The following is a 24,533-nucleotide window of genomic DNA, read 5'->3' as shown; positions in this document are numbered from 1 at the left end:
CGGTTAGTCTCCGAACCGGATGCGCGGGTCGATTGCCGCATACAGCATGTCGACGATGAAATTCACGACCACGACGACGACCGCGATGAACATCACGAGGTTCTGCACGATCGGATAATCGCGCCAGCGCAGCGCCTCGACCAGGAAGCGGGCGATGCCGGGGATGTTGAACACGGTCTCGGTCACGATCAGTCCGCCGATCAGGAACGCGGCCTCGATGCCGATCACGGTGATGACAGGCAACACCGCGTTCTTCAGCGCGTGGCGATAGTTCACGGAGGCTTCGGATGCGCCCTTGGCGCGCGCGGTGCGGATGTAATCCTGGCGCAGGATCTCCAGCATCGAGGAGCGGGTGATGCGCATGGTCAGCGCCGCGCTGCGGAAGCCGACCGCCATCGCCGGTACCGCATAGATGGTCAGCGCCTCGAGCCAGGTCTTCGGGTTCGGATTGAAGATAGGCATGGTGCTGAACAGTGAGACCGAGGCCATCAGGATCAACAGGCCGAGCCAGAACGACGGCAGCGACAGGCCGCTGAGGCTGACGACGCGCAGCGCATAGTCGAGCTTGGAGCCCTGGTGCACGGCGCTGATCACGCCGAGCGGAATGCCGATCGAGGCGGAGAACAGCAGCGCCAGCCCCGCGAGCCGCGCGGTGATCGGAATCCGCGGCAGGATCTCCTCCAGCGCCGGCTTCTCCGAGACGTAGGAATAGCCGAGATCGCCGTGCAGCAGGCCGCCGATCCAGTGCAGGTACTGGATCACGATCGGCTGGCTCAACCCGAGCTCGCGCTCGAGATTGGCCTTGTCGGCGGGATCGACGAAGCCCGCGGCGTCGAACAGGATGTCGACGATGTTGCCGGGCACCACGCGCAGCAGCACGAAGATGATGACCGAGATCCCGAACAGGGTCACGAGCATCAGGAACAGCCGCCGCACGATATAGGCAAACACCCTGGCTCTCTCCCCTGTCCGTGCTTTCTTTTGACGCGTTTTCTTTACGCGAACCGGTATCCACTTCGCTCGAAAACGCTATGCGCTACTTGTCCAGCCAGACGTCTTCGTAACGATAGCCGTTATAGGAGCTGTTGGACATGATCGTGACATTCTTTACGTAAGGCTTCCAGCAGGTGCCGGTCCGGGCATGGAAGATGATCGGACGCGCGACGTCTTCCTGCAGCTTCTTGTCGATCTCCCAGACCAGCTTCTTGCGCTTGTCGAGGTTGGTCTCCTCCGACTGCTGGTCGAACAGCTTCTCGATGTCCTTGTTGCAGTAGTTGGTGTAGTTGCGCTCCGAGCCGCAGGCATAGTTCTCGTAGAACGACTGGTCGGGCTCGTCGACGGCGTTGCCGGTGAGGTTGAGGCCGAGCGAATAGTCCTTGCGCGCGATCTTGGGGAACCATTGCGCGGTATCGACGACGTCGAGCTCGGCGTCGATATAGATGCTCTTGATCTGGTCGATCAGGATGATCGCGGGATCGCGGTAGACCGCGATGTTGCGGGTCGACACCTTGATGTGCAGATGCTTGTCCGGGCCATAGCCCGCCTTCTGCATCAGCTTGCGCGCTTCCTCGCGGTTCTTCTCGATGTCGGGGCCGTAGCCGGGAATCTGCTCAAGCATGTCCTTCGGCATCGCCCACAGGCCGTCAGGCGCAGGCTCCATGGTGCCGCCGATATCGCCCTGGCCCTCGAACATGATCTGGATGAAGGCCTTGCGGTCGAGCGCCAGCGCCAGCGCGCGGCGGACGTCGAGATTGTCGAACGGCGGCGCGGTTGAATTGATGATGATGTTGGTGGAGACGTTGTTCGGTTCCACCACGCAGATCGCTGTCGGGTCCTGCGACTTGACGTCCTTGAGCAGCGGGATCGAAACCTCGGTCGGGAAGGTCATGTCGAACTTGCCCGAGACGAATCCGAGGATCGCCGTCGAGCGGTTCGGGATGATGGTGAACTCGATACCGTCGAGATAGGGCAGGCCCTTCTTGAAGTAGTCGGGGTTCTTGGTGAGCTTGATCGACTCGTTGGCCTTGAACTCGACGAATTTGAACGGGCCGGTACCGATGGGCTTGGTGCGCATCTCCGCCGGCGACACGTGGCAGGGATAGATCGGCGAATAGCCCGAGGCGAGCAGCGACAGCAGCGCCGGCTGCGGCCGCTTCAGCTTGAACGATGCTTCGTAATCGCCGTTGGTGGTAACCTCGTCGACCTGTTCGTACCAGGACTTGCGCGGGTTCTGCCGGAACTTCTGCTGCGACTTGCCCATCAGCATGTCGAAGGTGCATTTGACGTCGGCCGCGGTGAACGGCTTGCCGTCGTGCCACTTCACGTCCTTGCGCAGCTTGAAGGTCAGCGTTTTGTTGTCGCCGCTCCAGGCCCAGCTTTCCGCAAGCTCGGGCCGGATCGTGCTGGCGCTGTTCTGCGCGATGTGCTGATCGAAAATGACGAGATTGTTGAAGATCGGCATGAACGGCACGTTCAGCGAATAAGTCGCGCCCTCGTGGATCGAGGCGCTGCCGGGGCTGTCGCGATGATAGATCCTGAAGATGCCGCCCGGTTTCGGCTCGGCTGCGCGTGACACGTCGCTGATGGCCAGCACAGACAACACCGCGACGGCCAGCGCTTGCACGCTCCGCATGGTCCCCTCCCACATTTCGGTCTCAAAGGCCGATTGGCATCGACGATACCACGGTGAGGCTGTCGGGCAACCAGCGAGGGTCGCGAAGGGATTGGCAATTCGGATGACACCAGTGCATTAAAATTTCCACGGACCGGGAATAATGCCTGTGATGGCGGGGAACTCCGGTTGGTTTGCTATGCAGTGGCGAATTTCCTTTTCATTTTACTCGATCGCATCGATCGGCACGACCTGAGCCCGATCGCAATCAGCGACAGTATGTCGCCGATGCTCGCTAGGCCGCGTTGAAGTCCGTCCCGTCCTCCTGAGGAGCGCGGAACGCGCGTCTCGAAGGATGCACGGCCCGGAGCCGGTGGCCGATTCATCCTTCGAGGCTCGCTGCGCTCGCACCTCCAGCGACAACGGCTCCGCCGTTGCGCGGGGATGGCGGCGAAGCATTTGTTTCACTGCGCCGCCTGCGGTGAAGGCAGGTGCATGTTGGCGACGCCGTCGGATTCGGTCGCCGAGATCGTGGTGCGGATCATCAGGCGGCCCTCATGCGCCGGCCACGGGCGGCCGCGATGCATGGTGGCGCGGTTGTCCCACATCACGACGTCGCCCTGCTTCCATTGGTGCAGATAACTGACGCCGGGCGCGGTTGCGGCTTCGGTCAGCTGCTCGATCAGCGCCTTGCCGGCATCGGCAGCCATGCCCTCGACGCCATAGGCATGCGAGGCGAGATACAGCGCGCCACGGCCGTTGACGGGATTGCGCCAGACCATGCGCCAGCACACCGGCGGCAGCGCGTCGGTTTCCTCCGTTGTCGCAAGACCGGCCGCCACCTTGCTGCGCGAATGCGCATAGGAGTGCCAGGCGAACGAGTTCTCGAGCCGCTTCGCCATATCCTTGTCGAGCCGCTCGAAGGCAAGCCGCATCGAGACGAATTCGGTCTCGCCGCCATGTTCGGGGATGATGCGCGCGGAAAGGATCGAAGTCAGCGCCGGCACGCGCTTGAAGGAGGAGTCGGTGTGCCAGAGCTGGTTCGCCCTGGCGCGCAACTGCTGGCGATGGTCGGATGGAACCACCTTGCCGTCGGGTCCGAAGGTCGAGAGGATCACGAAATGCGAGCCGGTGCCCATCGAGCCGACTTTGGTCGTCTCGGGCGGACCGAAGCGGCGCGAGAAGGCGAGCTGGATGTCGTCACTGACCTCCTGGCCGCGGAACACCAGCACCGAATGTTCCTCAAATGCCGCGCGCACCTTCGCATAGGCGGTATCGCTGGCGGCGACGTCTGACAGCGTGACGCCGCGCAGTTCGGCGCCGAACCCTTCGCGCAGTGGGATCACGTCCATTGGCAGGTCCTCCCTGATTTTTCTTGTTGAGGCGAGGTTAGGGGAAAAGCCCGTCACCGGCAACGCAACCCGCGGCATCTCACCCCATCGCGATCAGATCGTGCCGCGCGCGCCGGTCGGCGACCTCCATGCGCTGCGTGACGAAGGCGAACAGCGCCCAGCTGGAATGGAAGGCGACGCCGGCCAGAATCACGATGGTTCCGGGAATCGGCCCGATCGAGGCGCGGTCCCAGATCGCGCTCATATCGGTGAGCGGCAGCGGATGGATCGCGAGCTTGCCGTAATAGGCGATGGCCTGGATCGCGAAGATCCAGCCATAGGTCCGGCGCAGCCGCCGGCCGACCGCGCGGGCAAAGCTGATGTGGTAGCTGGGGCGGCGGTAATCGTTGGCCAGCAGCTCGGTCCAGGCCGCATTCGGCGATGGGTCTTCGCCGCGGATCATCGGCGCGTAGAAATCGGTTTCGAGCAACCGGGCGCGGGCGCGCCAGACGTTGAAGTAGCGGTAGCGGCGCGCCTCGAACAGCAGGAATACGGTGACGAGCAGGCCAACCAGCACCATCGGCAGCGGCGATGCGTCCGCGTTGCTGTAGGTCGCCGACAGTGCGATCCCGGTGGTGACAACCGCCCAGTTGGTCGAGCTGTCGAGGCGGGTGCGCCAGACCGTGCTGCGATAGACCTCGCCGCGATAGAGGTGGGCGAGCGCACCGATTTCGGCGGCGGTGAATTCGAGCCTGCCGGCCTGTGCCGGCTCCGGCTCGCGCGGCTGGGGCGACGGCATGGCGGCCTCCGGCGAAGCTGGCTTGCGATTGCAGAGCATAACGCCAAATCCGCGCAGCGGGCGAGTCCGTTGCGGCCCGCTGCACCGCCGGCCTCACACGATCCGCGAGGTCTTGTTGCCCCAATAGCGGTCGCGCAGCAGGCGCTTGTAGAGCTTTCCGGTCGGCAGCCGCGGCAGCTCGGCCTCGAAATCCACCGAGCGCGGCACCTTCTGGCGCGACAGCGAGCTGGCGCAGAAGGCGATCAGCTCCTCGGCAAGCTCCGGCCCTGCCGCGATGCCGTCGGCCGGCTGCACCACCGCCTTCACCTCCTCGCCGAGATCGGGGTTGGGCACGCCGAACACCGCGGCGTCGGCGACCTTGGGATGGGTGATCAGCAGGTTCTCGCATTCCTGCGGATAGATGTTCACGCCGCCCGAGATGATCATGAAGGTGGCGCGATCGGTGAGGTAGAGGAAGTTGTCGTCGTCGACATAGCCGACGTCGCCGACCGTGCTCATGCTGCCGTCGGCCGAGCGCGCTTCGGTGGTCTTGGCGGGGTCGTTGAAATATTCGAATGGCGTGGCGGTCTTGAACCACACGGTGCCGGGCGTGCCTTTCGGGCAGGGCTGCATGTTTTCGTCGAGGATATGCAGATCGCCCAGCAGGACCTTGCCGACGGTGCCGCGATGGGCGAGCCACTCCGCGCTGTTGCAGGCGGTGAAGCCGAGCCCCTCGGTCGCGCCGTAATATTCGTGGATGATCGGGCCCCACCATTTGATCATGTCGTCCTTGACCAGCGCCGGGCAGGGCGCGGCGGCATGGATCGCGATCTCGAGCGTCGACAGATCGTAGCGGCTGCGCACCTCCTCCGGCAGCTTCAGCAGGCGCGAGAACATGGTCGGCACCAGCTGGCTGTGGGTGATGCCCCATTTTTGCACCAGCTCGAGATAGCGCTCGGGATCGAAGCTCTCCATGATGACCACGGTGCCGCCCATCCGGATGGTGAGATTGACCGCGGCCTGCGGCGCTGAATGATAGAGCGGTGCCGGCGAGAGGTAGACCATGCCCTCACGGTAGTGCCAGAGCCTGGTCAGGAAATCGAACAGCGGCAGGTTCTCCGACGGCGGCTGCTCGGGCAGCGGCCGCACGATCCCCTTTGGCCGGCCGGTTGTGCCGGAGGAATAGAGCATCGCGGTGCCGGCATATTCGTCCGCGATCGGTGTGGCCGGCAGGCCGGCAGTCGCCTGTCGCAGCCCGACGATACGCTCGCTCTCGCCGTCGCCGTCGACCACGATGCAGAGCTCGACCTGCGGACATTCCTTCAGCGCCTCGCGCGCAATGTCGAGCTTCAGCTTCGAGGTGATCAGGATCCGCGACTGGCTGTTGGTCAGGATGTAGGCGAGCTCGCCCGCGGTGAGGTAGGAATTGACGCAGGTGAAATAGAGCCCCGCGCGCTCGCCGGCGCCGCAGGCCTCGAGGTAGCGATTGTTGTTCTCCATGAAGATCGAGTAATGGTCGAGCCGCCGCAGGCCCTGCTTGCGGAACAAATGCGCGAGGCGGTTGCTGCGCGCCTCGAGCTCGCGATAGGTGACGATCTCTCCCGTCCCGGCCATGATGAAGGCGGGTTGCAGCGGGCGCAAATGAGCATGCTTGCCGGTATACATTGAGTTTTACTTCCCCCTCACTCGCGGCTCGCTTTTGTTCTAGGCCGCCATCAGCAGAATCTCGCGAACCTCTGACGGACTATCGATCTTGCGCGGATTGCGCGGCACCCAGGGCGTGCGCATCGCACCCGCCGCGATGCGGTCGAAATGTTCGGGACCGACCTGCACCTCCTTCAGGCTGCGCGGCATGCCGAGGTCGCGGATGAAGCGGTCGAGCACGTCGCCGGCGTCCTCGCCCGCGTGACCCATCGCGGCCGCGACCAGCGCCTGGCGGTCGGCATTGTCGCGCTTGTTCCAGCGCATCACTGCGGGCAGCATCACGCATGAGGTGTAGCCGTGCGGCACGTCGAACTCGGCGCCGAGCACGTAGCCGATGCCGTGGCTCGCGCCCATCGGTACGCCCGACGCCAGCGGGCCGGTCGAGAGCCAGGTGCCGATCTGGCAATCCATCCGTGCCGAAATGTCCTTCGGATCCGCCTTCACCCGCGGCAGGCCCGCCGCCAGCATCTCCAGCCCCTTGATTGCCTGCGCGTCGCCATAAGGATGCGCCTCGCGCGAGCAGATGCCCTCGACGCAATGGTCGACGGCGCGGATGCCGGTCGACAGGAACAGCCAGTCCGGCGTGTGCACCGACAGCTCCGGATCGAGGATGGTGGCGCGCGGCATCACCAGCGGATGGCGCAGCATCTCCTTCTGCCGCTTGGCCTCGTTGGTGACTCCCGCGATCGAGGAGAACTCGCCGCCGGCGATCGTGGTCGGCACGCTGATCTGGCGCACGCTCGGCGGCTTCATCGCAGGCGAGACCCCGCCACGGGTGCGGATCTCATCGATGCCGTCGGATGTGGTGACATTGTTGGCGAGGCAAAGCTGCACCGCCTTGGCGCCGTCGGTGATCGAGCCGCCGCCGATCGTGACGATCAGGTCGGCCTTTGCATCACGCGCCTGTTCCGTCGCCGCGATGACCGCGGCGCGCGGCGTGTGCGCCGGCATCCTGTCGAAGGTTCCGACACAGCGTGGCCCGAGCGCCTGGCGGACCTTCTCGATCTCGTCGGTTTCGCGGTTCAACGTGCCGGAGACCATCAGGAAGGCGCGCTGCGCGCCCAACCGGTCCAGTTGCTCGACGATGGCCTCACGGGCGGGCCGTCCGAACACGACCTCGTCCATGGCGCCGAAGATGACACGGCCTCGATGCACGCGCTCGTCCTCCCTCAAATTGGTCCGCCTTGCCGGCGGTGCTTTGCGGAGAGGTTAGCGGAGGAAATCGGGGCCGTCATCAGTCCTCGGGCCGGTGGTTTGGTACGGTTCGTTCCGCCCATTCCGCTGTCGTCCCTGCGAAAGCAGGTGATCCAGTATTCCAGAGACAGTCGTTGTTGAGCCGATGGGCCGCGGCGTACTGGATCGCCCGGTCAAGCCGGGCGATGACGGATGGATATAGCTTTGCATTCTCGCGGCGCGATGCGTCCGAGTCTTGCGTTTACTTGCCCTCCTCCGAAACAGAGGGCGCAGGGAAAGCCGGGTGCCGATCGCACCCATGGGCCCCGTGCAAAAGGTAGAAAGCACGGGGGTAGGACCACAGGTGTAACCGGAAACAACCCGGCTTTCCCTGCGCGATGGGCTACGGCTTACTTCGTGCTCTCCCCGGCGAGACTTGGCTTGTTTGTCACCGTCTCCGCAACGCGCACCGCGCAATTCGAGAGACACCTACCATGAGGGCGTCAGGACCACACGACTTCACCGTCCGCTGCGTGAGCACTCGTCAGTTGCGCACTCAGCGTCCACCGCATCTCGACCCGCGTTCGTGACGACCGCGAAGCGCCCCTCGTGTCGGGCGAGACTTCGGATTTATAGCATTGAGTTTATTTTCTGATAAAGAGAAATATTTTTGATTCGGGGACTTGCGCCGTCGGGCAACTCAGTGGCAGGGGCAACCAGTCTCCGCTCGTCATTCCCCGGTGCGCAATTGCGCACCTGAGGGCGCGCCACTTGGCGCGAGCCCGGAATGACGCGGAAGGGTGCAGCCCCGGAATGACGGCGGGAGTGGGCGTCCGGCAGAAACCTTGACCGCATCGCCGCAGCGTGTGTTACACGTCGAAAGCAACAGGGGCGTGCGCATGACATCCACCGTCGATCTCGCGAAGCTGCATATTGATGACTTCACGCCGCACCGGGATGCGGTGTTCGAGATGCAGGCGGCCGATAACGTCGTGGCGCTGAGGCTCGTCAAGGTCGAGCCCGCCGGCAACAGCGGCCGGCCGGGCGGCGCGTTCTCGCTGCTGTTCGCGGGGCCGACGGGCGCGTGGCTGCCGCAGGCGATCTATCCGGTGCGGCATCCGGCGCTCGGCGTGATGGAGATCTTCATGGTGCCGGTTGGCCCGCTTGGCGACGGCAACGGCTATCAGGCGATCTTCACCTGACGGTCGGCTTCTCCTGACGCGCGCCAGCGCATCAGGTCGTAGACGCCCTTGTCTTCCTCGGTGACGAAGCCTAGCCGGCGGTAGAGGCGCATCGCCGGATTGAGCTTCTCGACATGGATCGAGACGTCCTTGCCGGCAGCGGCCGCCTCATCCATCGCATCGCGCAGCAGCGCTTCGCCGTAACCTTTACCGCGGTACGCCGGCATGAAGGCGACGTCGATGATGCGGTGCTGGGTCGGCCAGCGCTCGATGTAGAAGCGGCCGATGTCCTCATCCCCGCGCGCGATCACCAGCCAGTCGGCGTTCGGATAGTACCGTTGGTAATGCGCGTGCTGGGCGCGGAATTGCTGATCGAGAAAGGCGGCCTTGTCCGCCTCGCTCCACGGCACCGGCGCCAGCTCCTCGGCGCGCGTCGAGGCGTAGAGCCGGCCGAGGAACGGCAGATCGGCCTCCGACAGGCGGCGAAGGCGGCAGCCGGATTCCGCCGCGCGCGCCCAGCCGAACGCAGGCGCATCAGCTAAAGTAGCGTGGGGCGTCAAAGCAGCCTCAGCTCCGCGGCGGGTACACACCCTGCAGCGCAATGCAGAAATTCAAAGTGAGGTATGGCTGCATGTTGTTGTGCGCGAGGTTGCCGCCCGTCATGCCGATCATGGCGGCGTTCATCTGGACCAGGGTCGGCGTCGGGTTCCCGGGCACATAGGCGGAGGCGCTTCTCGACTTGCCCAGGATGCGGGTCGGGCTCGGCACCGCGACGTCGGCGACATCCTGCGTACCGACGTTCACGGGATGGTTGTGAAGCGGCATTTCGCTTTGCAGCAGCGTCACCGAGGGAGAGCCGGTGGTCTCTCCGAGGTCATACAGCGATAGCCCAGGCCCCTGTCCGGGTGCCAGCGGCGCATTGCCCTGCATGTTGGGCAGCGCGAAGTTCGACTTGCCATCACCGCCATAGGTGGTGCCGAGCAGCGAGAACAGCGCCGTATTCTGCGAGAGCGGCAGGATCTGACCTGCGCAGAAGGCCCAGCCCTTGGGAGCGAAATTGAACGGAAATATGCGGATCTCGGCGACGAAAGGGTCGGCCATGTTGTCGCGCTCCTAGGTCTGGGTCGGGTAAATGCCGAACAGCGAAATGATAAAGCCGACGCAGAGCAGCGGCTGCAAATTCTCGTGTGGCTGGTTGCCGCCCGTGTTCGTCAGCATTCCGCTTGCCATCGGACCATCGGGCGGCTGGCCGTCGATATACATGGCGATCGTGCCGGTCACCTGATCGAGAACATTACCTTGCGGGTTCGTTCCGGTGCCGGTCTGCGTCGAAGCGATGAAGGCGTGGGAATGCTGCGGGATCGTCTGCGTCGTGAGTGTTACGGTCTCGACGCCGCCCGCTTCCCCGATGTTGTAGGTCGTGCCGCTGCTAGCAGTGCCCATATGAATTGGCAGACGGCCACGCAGATCGGGGACTGCGAAGGTCACCTGGCCGTCGCCGCCATAAGTGGTGCCGATCAGATTGTACAGCGTTTCGTACTCGGAAATTGCCAACTGGCTGCCATCACAGAAATTCCATCCCGCCGGGGCAAAATTGCCGCCGAACATACGGATTTCGCCTACATAAGGTTGTGCCATCGGCGCTTCTCGTCAGGTCTGCGAGGGGAAAATGCCCTGGAGGGCAATGCTGAAATTGATCGTCAGGAACGGTTGCATGTTCTGATGGGCCTGGCTGCCGCCGGCAATGCCCACGGTCAAGGGATTGAGCGTGGTGACGTTGGCCGTCGACGTGCTGTAGCCGTTGTTGAAGCCGCCGAGATAGGCGCCCGCATTGATCGGTTGGGTCCCGTTGCTGTTGGCGGCATTGGCCAAATGATTGTGCTGTGGCATCTCGTTGATGACGAGCGTGTGGGCCTCCTCGCCGGCGCGCTGGCCGAGCGGGTAGCCGGCGCCCATGCTGATCGGCACCCGGCCCCGCAGGTCGGGCAGGGCAAAATTGGTTTGACCGTTCCCGCCATAGGTCGTGCCCAGCAACGAGAACAGCGGCTGATTCTGATTGATAGGCATCAACTGACCGTTGCAGAAGGCCCAGCCCTTGGGTGGAAAGTTGAACGACATCATTCGGATTTCGGAAAGAAACGGATCGGCCATCGGTCCTCCGCGAATACGTCCTAAGATTTGTGAAAAATGCGAGACAATGATGTCTACGTCGACAACGTCTGCACGATAGCGTGTTTTACGCCAAGTGCAACCTCAACGATTGTTTGATCTCTGCGATTTTTGTTCGAGCGCGCGATGCATTTGCGTCGTTGTCGCGAGCGAATGTTGCATTGCTGTGATCGATGCGAATGTTCGCGGCCGCGGCGCGCCTGCCGGGTTTTGCCGGCAGGCGTTGTTCTGGACGCGGTGACGCTCGATCACACGATCAGATCGTGATGGACCTGGATATGATTGTCGACCACCGCTCCGCCCATGGCGGCGAGTTGCGTCTCGTGACCCGTCCACCAGGGCGCGGCGTTGGATTGCCCGCTGAACAGATCGGACGGCGTCTGGGCATTCTGCGCAAACGACGCGAAGTAGTCGGAGTGGGTCAGGATGGCGGGAGCCGTGTTCGCCGTCTGCTGGCCGGCGAACGTATCGGTCTGCGTGAACACGAAGTTCTGTTGTGTGTGACCGGCGGTCGCCGTCGTGCCGTTGGCCTGCGCCACGTCGGCCGCGCCGGGCAGCTTCCGCTCGCCGTCGGAGAGGCCGATATACATCAGGTCGTGGACGTCGGCCGGCGAGCTGGAGTCGGGGAGGCCGAGCACGTGTCCCAGTTCATGGACCACGGCGGTCAAGAGGTCGAGATGACCCGCGGCCGCCGTCGACGAACTGGTCAGGAGATCGGTGCCGGACGCGTTGAGGGCCTGTGTGAACTCGAAATTGTCCCCCGGAGTCGGATCGATGAACCAGCCGTGGCCGGCAGCGTCGCTATCGATCGTGATGTGACCGGCGCTTTCCAGGCCGACGACCTGACCTGCGAGGTCCGCGACGCTGAAGGTGACGGCTTGCAGCGCGGCGAGTTGGGTCCCGCTGATGCCCGCGGCCGCCCATTGATGGATCGCCACCGACACAACCGAGTCGAGCTGGCTCTGGGTCAGGTGGGTTTCACCCGGGGTCGCGACAGCGGCCTGCACACCGCCGTCCTCGGCGAGCAGTGGCGATGCGCCGAAGCCGTTGGTGCTGCCCGCCGCGACGCTGATTGACGGCGCCGTGGTGACCGTATTGTGCGACAGGACATAGCTCGAAATCGCGGCGGTATCGGTCGCGCCGCCGCCGTAGGACGAACCGTCGCCCGCGTGCAGGCCGACGGTCGTGTTGAAGCGATCGCGCAGCCGAATATCGGTGCCGCCATTCGCGCCCGAACCGAGGAACTGATTTTCCTGGGCACCGGTGCCGCCGAGCGTCAGCGAGACGCTCTGCGCGTCGGCGGGGGTGCCAATCGTGCCGGCATTCAGCTCGAAGCCATGATTGCCGAACGCGCCCGGGTTGGACGCCGTGTTGCCCATCACGATCGCGGTCAAAAGGGCGTTGCCGCCGTCGACCGCATCACCAGTCTGCAAGTAGATGCCGTCGTCGTTGTACTGGTACAGATGGTTATTGGTGATCGTGACGCTGGAATTGGCGCCACCCATCGTGACGAAGCCGATATCGCTGCCCTGGGCCGAGCCGCTGTTCGCAACGCCGGCGACGCCGATCGTGTTGGAATCGATCGTGCCTGTAAACGAACTTGCTCCCGATCCGGTGCTGATGCCGAGCGCGGTGCCGAGGGCATCGCGCATGGTGTTGTTCGAGATGTTGAAGGTCAGGTTGGCGTGATCGCCCGCCCCGCCGGAGCTGATCGTGATGCCACCGCCGCCCGAGACGATGTTCTGGTTGTTGTTGGAGAAGCTGTTGCCCAGCGCCGGGGTCGCGCCACCCAGCACGAGGTCCGAGCTGACGCCGCCGTGGAGATCGAGCTGGAACAGGTCACCGCGCGCCGAGGTGAAACTGTTGCCCTGGATGGTCGCGTTGAACGTGCCGTCGGTGGCCTGGAACACCAGGGCGTCGCCCGACTGGTTGCCCGCTGCCGTATTGGTGGCGAAGGTCGAGCCCGTGATGGTGATGCGGTTGAGGGTCTGACCACCGTTGTTGAAGACATGGAACGCGTCGAGCGCTGCGCCCGTGAAGGTCGAGTTGGTCACCGACGCCGTGCCGGACAGGCCGGTGAAGTAGACGTCGCCTTCGCCGATGCCGCCGACATTGGTACCGTTGGTCCCGGTCACCGTTGTGTTGCCGATCGTGAAGCCGGTGACGTTGGTGCCGACGATGCCGTAGTTCTGGAAGTCGTGCATCGCCAGATAGGAGAGCTCAACATCCTTGGTGTTGTTCAGGTAGATGCCGCTGCCCTGCGTCGTGCTGCCGTCGGCGCCGGTCTTGTTGGCGATGGTGCCGCCGCTGCCCGCGGTCGAGCCGTCGCCGGTGACATGCAACCCGCCATTGCCGGCGGCGGTGCCGGTGTTCGACAGGATGATGCCGTTGTTGGAGCCGCCGTTCGACGTGATGCTCTTGAAGGTGAGGTTGCTCGAGCCGATCTGGGTGTTCTCGACGTCGAGCGCGGTGCCGGTCGACGTGGTCAGCGCGTTGTTGCTGCCGGTGACATTGACCGTGCCGCCGCCGGTGGCGCTGAACGCGGTCGACGCGCCGGTCGACAGGTTCATGCCGCCGGTGAAGTTGATCGTCGCGCCGGTATTGCTGGTCAGCCCGATGCCGGTGCCGCCGTTGCTGCTGATCGCGCCGGTGAAGCTCTGCGTCCCGCCGGTCATGCTGGCCACCGAGACGGTGGATCCGGTGTTGTCGCTGATCGTGCCGTCGTAGGCGAAATTCAGCGAGCCGGAGCTCAGCGAGACGTCGGAGCCGGACGAATTCGAGATCGCACCGCCATGGGCGTGGAAGGTGCCGCTGGCGCCGTTGATCACGATGCCGTTGGTGCCGCCGCTCGAGGTGACGGACGAGAAGTCCATGTTCAGCGCGTTGCCAGAGCCGGTGATGCTGACCGCACCGCCGGTGCCGGTGTTGTTGATCACGCCGGATTTGATATTGTCGATCGTGGCAGTGCCGACATTGGCGCCCGACAGCGCGAAGGTCGAGCTCGAGCCGAAATCGACGCCCTGGATGTTGTTGTTGCTGCCGAGGATGACGCCGCCGTCGATCACGGCATTGGCGCCGCTCGCCGACACCAGCGTCACCGTGCCGGCGCCGCCGTCGGGCACGGTGAGGCCGGCGCTCTGGCTGATCAGCTGTTCGCCGTTCTCGAGCTGAAGGCCACCGGCCGGGGCGGTGTAGTGGCCGGACGAGGATTCGAGGAAGATGGTGTCGCCCGCGCCGTCGACGCCGCCGGCGCCGTTGAAGTGCGAGAGATTGTTGAAGGGATTTTCCGAGGAGCCGTCGCCGTCGGTGGCCGCATCGGCGTTGACGTACCAGACCTTGGGCGCGGCGACGTTGATGGTCACCGTTCCGGTGCCGATGCCGGGGCCGGAGGCGCCGGCATTCTGGTCCGAGACGTGGTAGGTGAAGGTGTCGGTCCCGGTGTAGCCGACCGCGGGCTTGTAGACGAAGTCGCCATCAGACTGGATCGTGACCGTGCCGTGCGCGGTTGCGAAAGTGCCGGCCTGGACGACCAGCGGACCCGGGCCGTCGACATCGGTTGCGCCGCTGAGCAGGCTGCCGCTGATGAGCTTGAAGGGACCCGTGGTCGACGGTGCGCCGTCGGCCGGATCGTTGACGACGAGATCGGTATTGCCGGTCGCGCTGTTGGCGCCGTTGAACGTGACGTTGGTAACGACCGGCGCGTCGTTGGCACCGTTCACCGTGACGTGCAGCGTCGCATTCGATGTGGCGCCCTGGTCGCCATGCAGCGTGTAGGGAACGTCGAACGTGGCGGTCTCGCCGTCCTGCATTTTCTGGAAATCGGCGCCGAGATTGACCACGACCTGGTTCGAGGCGTTGACGCTGACGCTGATGTCGCTGAGGTCGATGCCCTCGCCCGAAGGCGCCACCAGGTTCGCGACCGCGCCCACCGTGACATTGTTCGGCGCGCCGTGATCGGCATCGAGCGTGTCATTGGTGAGAACTGTGAATGCGTGACCCGATTGGTCCTCGGTCATGCTGCCGCTGTCGTCGACCGCCACCGGCAGGTCGTCGACGCCGTTGACGGTGACCGTGAGGTTGGCAGTCGAAGTCTCGCCGGCGTCGCCGGTCAGCGTGTAGGGCACGATGACGGTGGCGTGCTCGCCGACCGCAAGCTGCTGGAACGCCGCGTTGTTCAGCGTCACCTGCACCTGGTTGTTGACGATCGACGCGGTGGCGTCGCTGTTGGCGAAGGTCTCGCCGGCCGGGCCGGTGACGGTGATGCCGCCGCTCAGCGAGATCGTGTTCGCCGCGGTGGAATCAGGGTCCTTGGTGTCGTTGGCGATCACGTTGAACGAGGTCGGCGCGGCGTCCTCGGTCATCGTGCCGGTGTCGGCCACCGCCTGCGGCAGGTCGTCGGCGCCGTGGATCGTGATGGTCAGCGTTGCGGTGTCCTGCAGCCCGCCGGTGTCCGCGATCGTGTAGTTGAACACGTCGGTCAGCGTGTCCGCCGACGTATGCAGGCCCTGCACCGCCGCGTCGGTCTGGTTGATGGAATAGGTGTAGGAGCCGTCGGCATTGAGCGTCAGCGTGCCGTGGAGGCCGACCAGTGCCAAGCCGACCGTTCCCGTTCCCGTCGATCCGCCTTCGGGCCCGGTATGGACGGCGACCACCTTCAGCGCGGACGAGGCGTCCTGCGTGTCGGTGTCCTGCACGGCGCCGGCCGCGCCGGTGCCGAGGATCACGTTGCCGGACGGATTGGTCCCGGGCACCGTATTGTTGAGGCCGCCGGCCTCGGTCGCCGACACCGCATCGTCGTTGGCGACGGGCGGCGTGTTCTGGATGACGTTGATGGTGAAGGTCTGCTGGCTGGTGTCCGTGCCGTCGCTGGCCTGAACCGTGACGTCGTAGCTCGGGCTGGCAGGGTTGTAGGGGATCTTGGTGGAATCGGCGACGGTCACCTGGCCGGTCGAGGGATCGACGGCGAAGCCACCATTGGAGGTGTCGGTGACGATCGTATAGGTGACCGCCGGTCCGTTGACGTCCACGGACGACGCGGTGAGGCCGGTATAGCTGCCGACCGGCGCGTTCTGGGACACCTGGTTCACGGCGCCGTCGCTGTCGACCGGGGTCGAGGGCGCAACATCGGTGACGGCGATGGTGAAGGTCTGCGAGCTGGTGCCGCCCGCTCCGTCGTCGGCCTGCGCCGTGATGGTGTAGGCGTGGCCGGGGCCGGAGGTCTCGTAGTCGATCTTGGTGGGATCGGCGACGGTGATGACGCCGGTGTTCGGATCGATGGCGAAGCCGTGAGCATCGCCGGTCAGCGACCAGGTGACGGGCGGGCCGTTGACGTCGATCGAGCTCGCGGTGACGCCGACGGTGGTGCCGATTGCCGCGCCTTCGACGACCGTGTTGGCGCTGAGGTCGGTATCGACCGGCGTCGACGGCGGAGCGTCGGTCACCGCGATGGTGAAGCTTTGCGAGCTGGTGCCGCCGGCGCCGTCGCTGGCCTGCGCGATCACCGTATAGGAATGGGTCGGGCCGCTGCTCTCGTAATTGAGCTTGGTGGGATCGACGACGGTGATGACCCCGGTATTGGCGTCGATGCCGAAGCCGCCGAGCGAGCTGTCGCCGGTCAGCGACCAGGTGACGGCCGAGCCGCCGGGGTCGGTCGCGAGCGCGGTGACGCCAACCGTGGTGCCGATGGCCGCGCCTTCGACGACGGTGTTGGCGGTGACATCGTTGTCGATCGGGGTCGACGGCGGGGCGTTGGTGACGTCGATGGTGAAGGCCTGCGTGCTCGCCAGCGTGCCGTCGCTGGCCTGCGCGGTGATGGTGTAGGCGTGGCCCGGGCCGGAGCTCTCGTAATCGATCTGGCTCGGATCGGCGACGGTGACGACGCCGGTCGTGGCATTGATGGTGAAGCCGTGACTGTCGCCGACCAGCGACCAGGTCACGGCCGGGCCGTTGACGTCGGTCGATGACGCGGTGATGCCGACCGTGCTGCCCGCAGCCGCGCCTTCGACGACAGTGTTGATGGCCACGTCGGTGTCGACGGGGGTGGAGGGGGCGACGTCGGTGACCGCGATGGTGAAGGTCTGCGAGCTGGCTTGCAGGCCGTCGCTGGCCTGTGCGGTCACCGTGTAGGAATGGCCGGGGCCGCTGGTCTCGTAGTCGATCTTGGTCGGGTCGGCGACGCTGATGACGCCGGTGGTGGAGTTGATCGTGAAGCCGCCGACCGAGGTGTCGCCGATCAGTGTCCAGGTGACAGGCGGGCCGTTGACGTCGGTTGACGACGCGGTGATGCCGACCGTGGTGCCGGCGGCCGCGCCTTCCACGACGGCATTGACGGTGGAGTCGGTGTCGACCGGCGCCGACGGCGGAGCGTCGTTGACGGCGATGGTGAAGCTCTGCGTGCTGGTGCCGCCCGCACCGTCGCTGGCCTGCGCGGTCACCGTGTAGGAATGGGTCGGGCCGCTGCCCTCGTAGTCGATCTTCGTGGGGTCGGCGACGGTGATGACGCCGGTATTGGGATCGATGCCGAAGCCGCCGAGCGAGCTGTCGGAGGTCAGCGACCAGATCACGGCCGGACCGTTGACGTCGGTCGACGACGCGGTAATGCCGACGGCGGTGCCGGCGGCCGCGCCTTCGACGACGCTGTTGGCGGCGGCGTTGACGTCGACCGGCGTCGACGGCGCGACGTCGGTGACGCCGATCGTGAAGGTCTGCGTGCTCGTCAGCGTGCCGTCGCTGGCCTGCGCCGTGATGGTGTAGGCATGGCCCGGTCCGGAGGTTTCATAATCGATCTTGGTGGGGTCGGCGACGCTGATGACACCGGTCGCGGCATTGATGGTGAAGCCGTGAGCATCGCCAATCAGTGAATAGGTGACGGGGCCGCCATTGATGTCGGTCGAATGCGCGGTGACGCCGACGACGGTGCCGATGGCCGCGCCTTCGACCACCGAATTGGTGGTGGCGTCGGTGTCGGTGGGCGCCGACGGCGGCGCGTCGGTGACGCCGATGGTGAAGGTCTGCGACGTCGTCGTCGCGCCGCTCGTTGCGTGCACGGTGATGGTGTAGGCGTGGCCCGGCGCGCTCTCGTAGTCGAGCTTGGTCGGATCGGCCACCGAGACGACGCCGGTGTTGGGATCGATCTTGAAGCCGCCGACCGAGGTGTCGCCGGCCAGCGAGTAGGTGGTCGGGGGACCGTTCGGATCGACCGCCGAGGCGGTGATGCCGACCAGCGTGTTGGCGGCGGCGCCCTCGACGACGCTGTTGGCGGCGGGATTGGCGTCGACCGGCGTCGAGATCGGAACGTCGTTGACGTTGATGGTGAAGCTCTGCGAGCTGACGCCGCCATGGCCGTCGCTGGCCTGCACGGTGATGCTGTAGGCGTGGCCCGGCGCGGATTCGAAATCGACCTTGGTGGAATCGGCAACGGTCACGACGCCGGTGGTGGGGTCGATCTTGAAGCCGCCGTTGGAGGAATCCGATGTCAGCGAATAGGTGACGCCGGGACCGTTGACGTCGGCCGACGATGCGGTGATGCCGACCAGGGTGTTGACCGCGGCGCCTTCGTTGACGGCATTGGCGGCGGCGTTGCTGTCGGTCGGCGTCGAGGGCGGCGCATTGCTCACCGCGATGGTGAAGGTCTGCGACGAGACGAAGATGCCGTCGGTCGCCTGCACATTGACGACGTAGCTGCCGCCGGAGCTCTCGAAGTCGACCTTGGCGGGATTGGCAACCGACACCACGCCGGTATTCGGGTCGACCTTGAAGCCGCCATTGGAAGAATCGGACACTAGCGAATAGGTGACCGGAAGTCCGATCAGGCTGTCGGCATGCGCCGTGAGGCCGACCGAGGTATTGGCGGCGGCGCCTTCAACCACGGTATTGGCGCCGGAATTGGTATCGGTCGGCGGCGACAGGAAGCCCGGGATCGGCGGCCACAGCGTGCCGGGAGGGCAGCCGAGGTAGAGATATTGCAGACCATACGTGTCAGCGAACGACTGAGCCGCCGGATCGAGGATGATATGACCGGTCGGATCGAGATGAAGTTCGGGGCGGGTTAAACCACCGATTGTATAAGCAGGTATGGTCGTCATGAGCACTCCTGCGACCGGCGTGGAAGCCGATCAATAATTAGAATTGTTGGGTATGATCAGGTGTGAAGCGGTTCACACGTTGAAGTTGACACCCTGCGACCTGAGATCGCACCGGGTCGTCCGCAATTCGAGAAAGCCGCGATGTCCGCGGCGCCTTGTCAGCAGCAAGATCAAATGCGCTTGCCATTTACGTAGTCGCTTTCACTCACTCACGCCGCGACTGAAACCCAATGAATGTTCGAGAAATATGCGGCGGCCAAAAAATTTTACGGTTTGGCAACCATGACCGTATTGGCGATATTTCCGAGTGTCAATGTGTGTCCGGATGACAATCGCAGTGTTAACCTTGATTCTGCCCAGTGCAGCGGGAGGTAGAGTGCAGCAACCCGGCTGGTTTTCGCGATCTGCAACTCGACGGTTTCTTCGCCGAAAGTAGCATCGGACGTTGTGTGACGAATCTGTGAAGTGAATTCGCCCTGTAATTGATTCAAGTGATTCGTCTGTGATCTTGCTCCGTCGAAAGGCCAGCCAAACTGTCCCTTTTCGTCGTCACGGCTTCGCGAATGCGTCGTAAGGCTTTCAGACTACAAAACTATTTGCTTGATCCGGCCGCCATCTTGAACAGACTGGGTGGCGGCTACATCTGTGACGTCCGCTGCCGCGACATCACGGCGGTGCACCCGCGATGAATCACTGCAATTTCAATTGCGACTTTCGTAGCCCTGCTTGGTCGGCGTGCGTCGTAGTTTTTGGGGGAGAGGGAATTGAGTTCGATTGACAGAACGGAGCGTCCGGCTTCGATCACCAGCGTCGAGCGTCATTCGCTTCGCCGCCATGCCTCGCTCGGCCCTTGGCGCGTCCTCGCGCCGATCGGGCTATTGGCCGCGCTGACGCTCGGCGGCTGCGGCGAGAAGAGCGCGCAATCGCAGGCCGCGCCGCCGGCGCCGCCCGTGACGGTCGCGCAGCCGGTCAAGCGCACCGTCACCGACTGGGACGAATTCACCGGCCGCTTCGAGGCGATCGAGGAGGTTCAGGTCCGTGCCCGCGTCGGCGGCTTCGTCAACAGTGTCGAGTTCAAGGATGGTGCGATCGTCCACGCCGGCGACCTGCTTTACATCATCGACCCGCGGCCGTTCGAGGCGGTGGTGCTGCAGGCCGAGGGCCAGCTCGCCGACGCGCGCGCCAAGGGCGAGCTTGCCAAGCGTGACCTCGAGCGCGGGCTGAACCTGGTGCAGACCAGCGCGGTCTCGGAGCAGGTGGTCGACCAGCGCCGCCAGGCGTTGCAGGCGGCGCGCGCCGCCGAGACGCAGGCCGAGGGCACGCTGAAGGCCGCGCAGCTCAACGTCGAGTTCACCCACGTGCTGGCGCCGATCACCGGCCGCGTCAGCCGGCATCTGGTGACGCCGGGCAATCTGGTGCAGGGCAGTGAGGGCGGTGCGACGCTCCTGACCTCGATCGTCTCGCTCGACCCGATCTACATCTATTTCGACGTCGACGAGTCGACCTATCAGCGCAACAGCAAGCTGTGGTTCGAGGGCAGACGGCCGAGCTCGCGCGACACCGCCAATCCGGTGCAGGTGGCGCTGACCGGCGAGACCAAGCCTTCGCATGAAGGCAAGATGGACTTCCTCGACAACCGCCTCGACGTCTCCACCGCGACCCTGCGCAGCCGCGCCGTGATCCCGAACCACGATCTTTCGATCCTGCCCGGCCAGTTCGGCCGGGTCCGTATCATCGGCTCCTCGCCCTATGAGGCGCTGCTGATCCCGGACAGCGCCATCGCCACCGACCAGTCGCGCAAGATCGTGTTCGTGGTCAAGGACGACAACACGGTGGAAGCCAGGGCAGTCACGCTCGGGCCGCTCGATGAGGGCCTGCGCGTGATCCGCGAAGGCCTCAAGCCGGAGGACCATGTGATCGTCGACGGGCTGCAACGCGCCCGCGTCGGCGCCAAGGTAACGCCGAAGATGGCGCAGGCCCCGGCAGGCGATAAAGCTCCGGCGGATGCCAAGCCAGCGGCAGGCGATAAGCCCGCCGCAGGCGACAAGCCCGCGGAAGCTGCCAAGCCGGCGGCAGGTGCGAAGCCATGAATCTCGGCAGGCTTTCCATCAACCAGCCCATTCTCGCGATGGTGCTGTCGATCGTGCTGCTGATTGTCGGCGCGATCGCCTATCCGACGCTGCCGGTCTCGGAATATCCGCAAGTGGTGCCGCCGACTGTCGTCGTCACCACGCAATATCCGGGCGCCTCGGCGCAGACCGTGTCCGACACCGTCGCCGCTCCGATCGAGCAGGAGATCAACGGCGTCGAGGACATGCTGTATCTCTACAGCCAGGCGACCTCGAACGGCCAGCTCACCATCACCGCGACCTTCAAGCTCGGCACCGACCTCGACAAGGCCCAGGTGCTGGTGCAGAACCGCGTCGCGATCGCGCAGCCCCGACTGCCCGAAGAGGTGCAGCGCAACGGCGTGACCACGCGCAAGAACTCGCCCGACATCCTGATGGTCGTGTTCATGCTGTCGCCCGACGACACGTTCGACCAGCTCTATATTTCCAACTATGCGCTGCTCCAGGTCCGTGACCAGCTGCTGCGGCTCGACGGCGTCGGTGACATCCAGATGTTCGGCGCCCGCGATTATTCGATGCGGCTGTGGCTCGATCCGGACAGGATCGCCAATCTCGGCCTGACCTCGGGCGAAGTGCTGGCGGCGATCCGGGCGCAGAACCTGCAGATTGCCGGCGGCCAGATCGCCGAGCCGCCGATCGCCGATCGCGCATTCCAGCCCAACCTCGTCTTCACCGGCCGCCTCAAGGACATCAGGCAGTTCGAGGACATCGTGGTGAAGGCCGGTTCCGACGGCCGCACCGTGCGCCTGCGTGACGTCGCGCGCGTCGAACTCGGTGCGCTGTCCTATGCCACCAACAGCTTCCTGCTGCGCAAATCCGCCGTCGCGCTGCTGGTGACGCAGCGGCCCGGATCGAACGCGCTCGCCACCGCCAAGAGTATCTCCGACGCGATGGAGCGGATGAAGGCGAGCTTCCCGAAGGGGCTCGACTACAATATCGGCTACAACCCGACCGAATTCATCGCCCAGTCGGTGCATGAGCTGATCAAGACCATCTACGAGGCGATGGCGCTGGTCGTCATCGTGGTGCTGGTGTTCCTGCAGGGCTGGCGGCCTGCGATCATCCCGATCATCGCGATCCCGGTGTCGCTGGTCGGCACCTTCGCGGTGATGGCCGCGCTCGGCTTCTCGATCAACAATCTGACCTTGTTCGGCCTCGTGCTCGCAGTCGGCATCGTGGTCGACGACGCCATCGTGGTGGTCGAGAATGTCGAGCGGCATCTCGAGCACGGCATGTCCAGGCGCGACGCCGCGCTCAAGACCATGGAGGAGGTCGGCGGCGCGTTGGTCTCGATCGCGCTGGTGCTGTGCGCGGTGTTCGTGCCGACCGCGTTCCTCGGCGGCATCTCCGGACAGTTCTTCCAGCAATTCGCCGTGACGATCGCGGTCGCGACCGCGATCTCCTGCTTCTGCTCGCTGACGCTGTCGCCGGCGTTGGCCTCGCAGATCCTGGTGCCGCATGAGGAGAAGCGTCCGCCGGCACGCTGGAACATCATCGCGCGCGGCTGGGACAGCTTCACCGCGCTGTTCAACCGCGTGTTCGACCGGCTGGCCCACGGCTATGCTGGTGTGGCCGACTTCGTGATCCGGCACACGGTCGTGATGGTCGTGATCTACCTTGCGCTGATCGGCAGCGCCGGCTGGCTGCTTGCGACCACCTCGCAGGGCTTCATCCCGGCGCAGGATCGCGGTTACGTCATCATCTCGGCGCAGCTGCCGGGCGCCGCGTCGCTGGCGCGGACCACGGCCGTGGTGCGCGAGATCGAGCGGATTGCGCTCGATACGCCCGGCATCGTTCGGGTCGCGGCGTTCGCCGGCTTCTCCGGCGCGACGCGCACCCAGGCAGGCAATGCCGCGGCGCTGTTCCCGGTGTTCGACGAGCCGGAGGCGCGGCTGAAGAAGGGGCTGACGGCGACCGCGATCACGGCCGACCTGCGCAAGCGGCTGTCGGTGATCCAGGGCGCCTTCATCATCGTCATTCCGCCGCCGGCCGTGCCCGGCATCGGCACCGGTGGCGGCTTCACCATCCGCGTCCAGGATCGACAGGGGCGTGGACCGGAACTGCTGGCAGCCGCAACCGACGAGCTGGTGCAGGCCGCCCGCAAGTCGCCGAGCCTGACCTCGGTGTTCTCGCCGTACTCGGCGAACACGCCGCAGCTGTTCGTCGACATCGATCGCGTCAAGGCGCAGAAGCTCGGGGTGCCGATCGCCAACATTAACGATACGATCCAGACCTATTTCGGCTCGACCTACGTCAACGACTTCAACCTGTTCGGCCGCACCTATCACGTCACCGCGCAGGCAGACCTGCCGTTCCGTAAAGACACCCCCGATCTGTCGCGACTGCGCACCCGCAACGCCGCCGGCGACATGGTGATGCTCGGCAGCATCGTGGACTTCAAGGACGTCTCGGGACCCGACCGGGTCGCGCGTTACAATCTCTACTCGGCGTCCGAACTTCAGGGTGAGCCCGCGCCGGGCGTCAGCTCGACGACGGCGCTCAACACCATCAAGAAGCTCGCCGACGAAACCTTGCCCAGCGGCTTCTCGTTCGAATGGACCGATCTGTCCTATCAGCAGGTGACCGGTGGCAATGCCGGCATCTACGTGTTCCCGATCTGCGTGCTGTTCGTCTATCTCGTGCTCGCCGCGCAATATGGCAGCTGGACACTGCCGTTCGCGGTGATCCTGATCGTGCCGATGTGCCTGTTCGCGGCGACGATCGGCGTGCGCATCATGGGCCAGGACGTCAACATCCTGACCCAGATCGGCTTCGTGGTGCTGGTAGGACTGGCCGCCAAGAACGCGATCCTGATCGTCGAGTTCGCGCGCGACATCGAGCTCGAGGGCCGGCCGCGGCTGGAGGCGGTGATCGAGGCCTGCCGGCTGCGCCTGCGGCCGATCCTGATGACGTCGTTCGCCTTCATCCTCGGCGTGCTGCCGCTGGTGGTGTCGACCGGCTCGGGCTCGGAGATGCGTCAGGCGGTAGGCGTCGCCGTGTTCTTCGGCATGCTCGGCGTCACCCTGTTCGGCCTGGTCTTCACGCCGATCTTCTACATGGTGGTGCGCAACCTCGCGGAAGGAAAGAACGAGGGCAAGCCGAAGGAACCGGCGGCCGTGGCGGGGTAGTGGCGACCGGCATTCCGCGGCGGTTGCTCTTTCTCCGTCATCCTGAGGAGCCTGCGAAGCAGGCGTCTCGAAGGATGCACGGCCCACCAGCCGGGCCGTCGACCCTTCGAGACGCGCGTTCCGCGCTCCTCCAGCGACAAAGGCGAAGCCTTTGCGCGGGGGTGACGGGGAGCTATAAGCGCGCGCCGACGTCGAGCCCATACTTTTGGCTGATCGGACAAAGACGGAAATCGATGGGCAGGCGC

Annotated in this window: 14 protein-coding genes; 3 read left to right on the top strand and 11 right to left on the bottom strand. The window is 64.9% G+C overall.

Annotated elements, in window-relative coordinates; genetic code table 11:
• Positions 1 to 3: 3 nt before the first annotated feature.
• From BI327_RS28500 to BI327_RS28475, 6 genes are all read right to left on the bottom strand, one after another.
• Complete coding sequence (locus tag BI327_RS28500; RefSeq protein WP_076864593.1) at positions 4 to 951, bottom strand: ABC transporter permease; 948 nt, start codon at positions 949 to 951, stop codon at positions 4 to 6.
• 85 nt (positions 952 to 1,036) lie between these two features.
• Positions 1,037 to 2,632 (bottom strand): ABC transporter substrate-binding protein, encoded by a 1,596-nt coding sequence (locus BI327_RS28495; protein ID WP_076864592.1) that lies wholly within the window; start codon positions 2,630 to 2,632, stop codon positions 1,037 to 1,039.
• 443 nt (positions 2,633 to 3,075) lie between these two features.
• Complete coding sequence (locus tag BI327_RS28490) at positions 3,076 to 3,963, bottom strand: TauD/TfdA dioxygenase family protein (protein ID WP_076864591.1); 888 nt, start codon at positions 3,961 to 3,963, stop codon at positions 3,076 to 3,078.
• Between the two features lie 79 nt (positions 3,964 to 4,042).
• On the bottom strand, positions 4,043 to 4,741 hold the full coding sequence (locus BI327_RS28485) for a DUF2270 domain-containing protein (protein WP_394329890.1): 699 nt from the start codon (positions 4,739 to 4,741) through the stop codon (positions 4,043 to 4,045).
• Positions 4,742 to 4,834: 93 nt separating this feature from the next.
• Positions 4,835 to 6,385: an AMP-binding protein gene (locus BI327_RS28480; RefSeq protein ID WP_076864589.1), complete on the bottom strand. Its 1,551-nt coding sequence runs from the start codon at positions 6,383 to 6,385 to the stop codon at positions 4,835 to 4,837.
• 39 nt (positions 6,386 to 6,424) lie between these two features.
• Positions 6,425 to 7,579, bottom strand: a complete 1,155-nt coding sequence (locus tag BI327_RS28475) for an iron-containing alcohol dehydrogenase (RefSeq protein ID WP_076864588.1) — start codon at positions 7,577 to 7,579, stop codon at positions 6,425 to 6,427.
• 863 nt (positions 7,580 to 8,442) lie between these two features.
• Between BI327_RS28475 and BI327_RS28470 the strand changes: the two genes are divergently transcribed.
• Positions 8,443 to 8,799, top strand: coding sequence for a DUF6916 family protein (locus BI327_RS28470; protein WP_245334964.1), 357 nt, complete (start codon positions 8,443 to 8,445; stop codon positions 8,797 to 8,799).
• Here BI327_RS28470 and BI327_RS28465 read toward each other — a convergent pair.
• The 5 genes from BI327_RS28465 to BI327_RS28445 form a co-directional block, all read right to left on the bottom strand.
• On the bottom strand, positions 8,781 to 9,338 hold the full coding sequence (locus BI327_RS28465; RefSeq protein WP_245334963.1) for a GNAT family N-acetyltransferase: 558 nt from the start codon (positions 9,336 to 9,338) through the stop codon (positions 8,781 to 8,783). The two genes, BI327_RS28470 and BI327_RS28465, sit on opposite strands and share 19 nt — an antisense overlap.
• Positions 9,339 to 9,345: 7 nt before the next feature.
• Positions 9,346 to 9,879, bottom strand: a complete 534-nt coding sequence (locus tag BI327_RS28460) for a phage tail protein (protein WP_076864586.1) — start codon at positions 9,877 to 9,879, stop codon at positions 9,346 to 9,348.
• A gap of 12 nt (positions 9,880 to 9,891) precedes the next feature.
• Positions 9,892 to 10,416 carry a phage tail protein gene (locus BI327_RS28455; RefSeq protein WP_076864585.1) on the bottom strand — a complete coding sequence of 175 codons (525 nt, stop codon included), beginning with the start codon at positions 10,414 to 10,416 and terminating at the stop codon, positions 9,892 to 9,894.
• 12 nt (positions 10,417 to 10,428) lie between these two features.
• Positions 10,429 to 10,929, bottom strand: coding sequence for a phage tail protein (locus tag BI327_RS28450; RefSeq protein ID WP_076864584.1), 501 nt, complete (start codon positions 10,927 to 10,929; stop codon positions 10,429 to 10,431).
• Between the two features lie 266 nt (positions 10,930 to 11,195).
• On the bottom strand, positions 11,196 to 19,031 hold the full coding sequence (locus BI327_RS28445; RefSeq protein ID WP_076864583.1) for a cadherin domain-containing protein: 7,836 nt from the start codon (positions 19,029 to 19,031) through the stop codon (positions 11,196 to 11,198).
• An 800-nt stretch (positions 19,032 to 19,831) separates the two neighbouring features.
• Here BI327_RS28445 and BI327_RS28440 point away from each other — a divergent pair.
• Complete coding sequence (locus BI327_RS28440) at positions 19,832 to 21,121, top strand: efflux RND transporter periplasmic adaptor subunit (RefSeq protein WP_076864838.1); 1,290 nt, start codon at positions 19,832 to 19,834, stop codon at positions 21,119 to 21,121.
• On the top strand, positions 21,118 to 24,288 hold the full coding sequence (locus tag BI327_RS28435; RefSeq protein WP_076864582.1) for an efflux RND transporter permease subunit: 3,171 nt from the start codon (positions 21,118 to 21,120) through the stop codon (positions 24,286 to 24,288). Before BI327_RS28440 ends, BI327_RS28435 begins: the two co-directional genes overlap by 4 nt.
• Positions 24,289 to 24,533 lie beyond the last annotated feature (245 nt).

It is taken from the genome of Bradyrhizobium mercantei (assembly GCF_001982635.1).
GTDB lineage: Bacteria > Pseudomonadota > Alphaproteobacteria > Rhizobiales > Xanthobacteraceae > Bradyrhizobium > Bradyrhizobium mercantei.
This window is presented reverse-complemented; position numbering and strand designations above follow the sequence as displayed.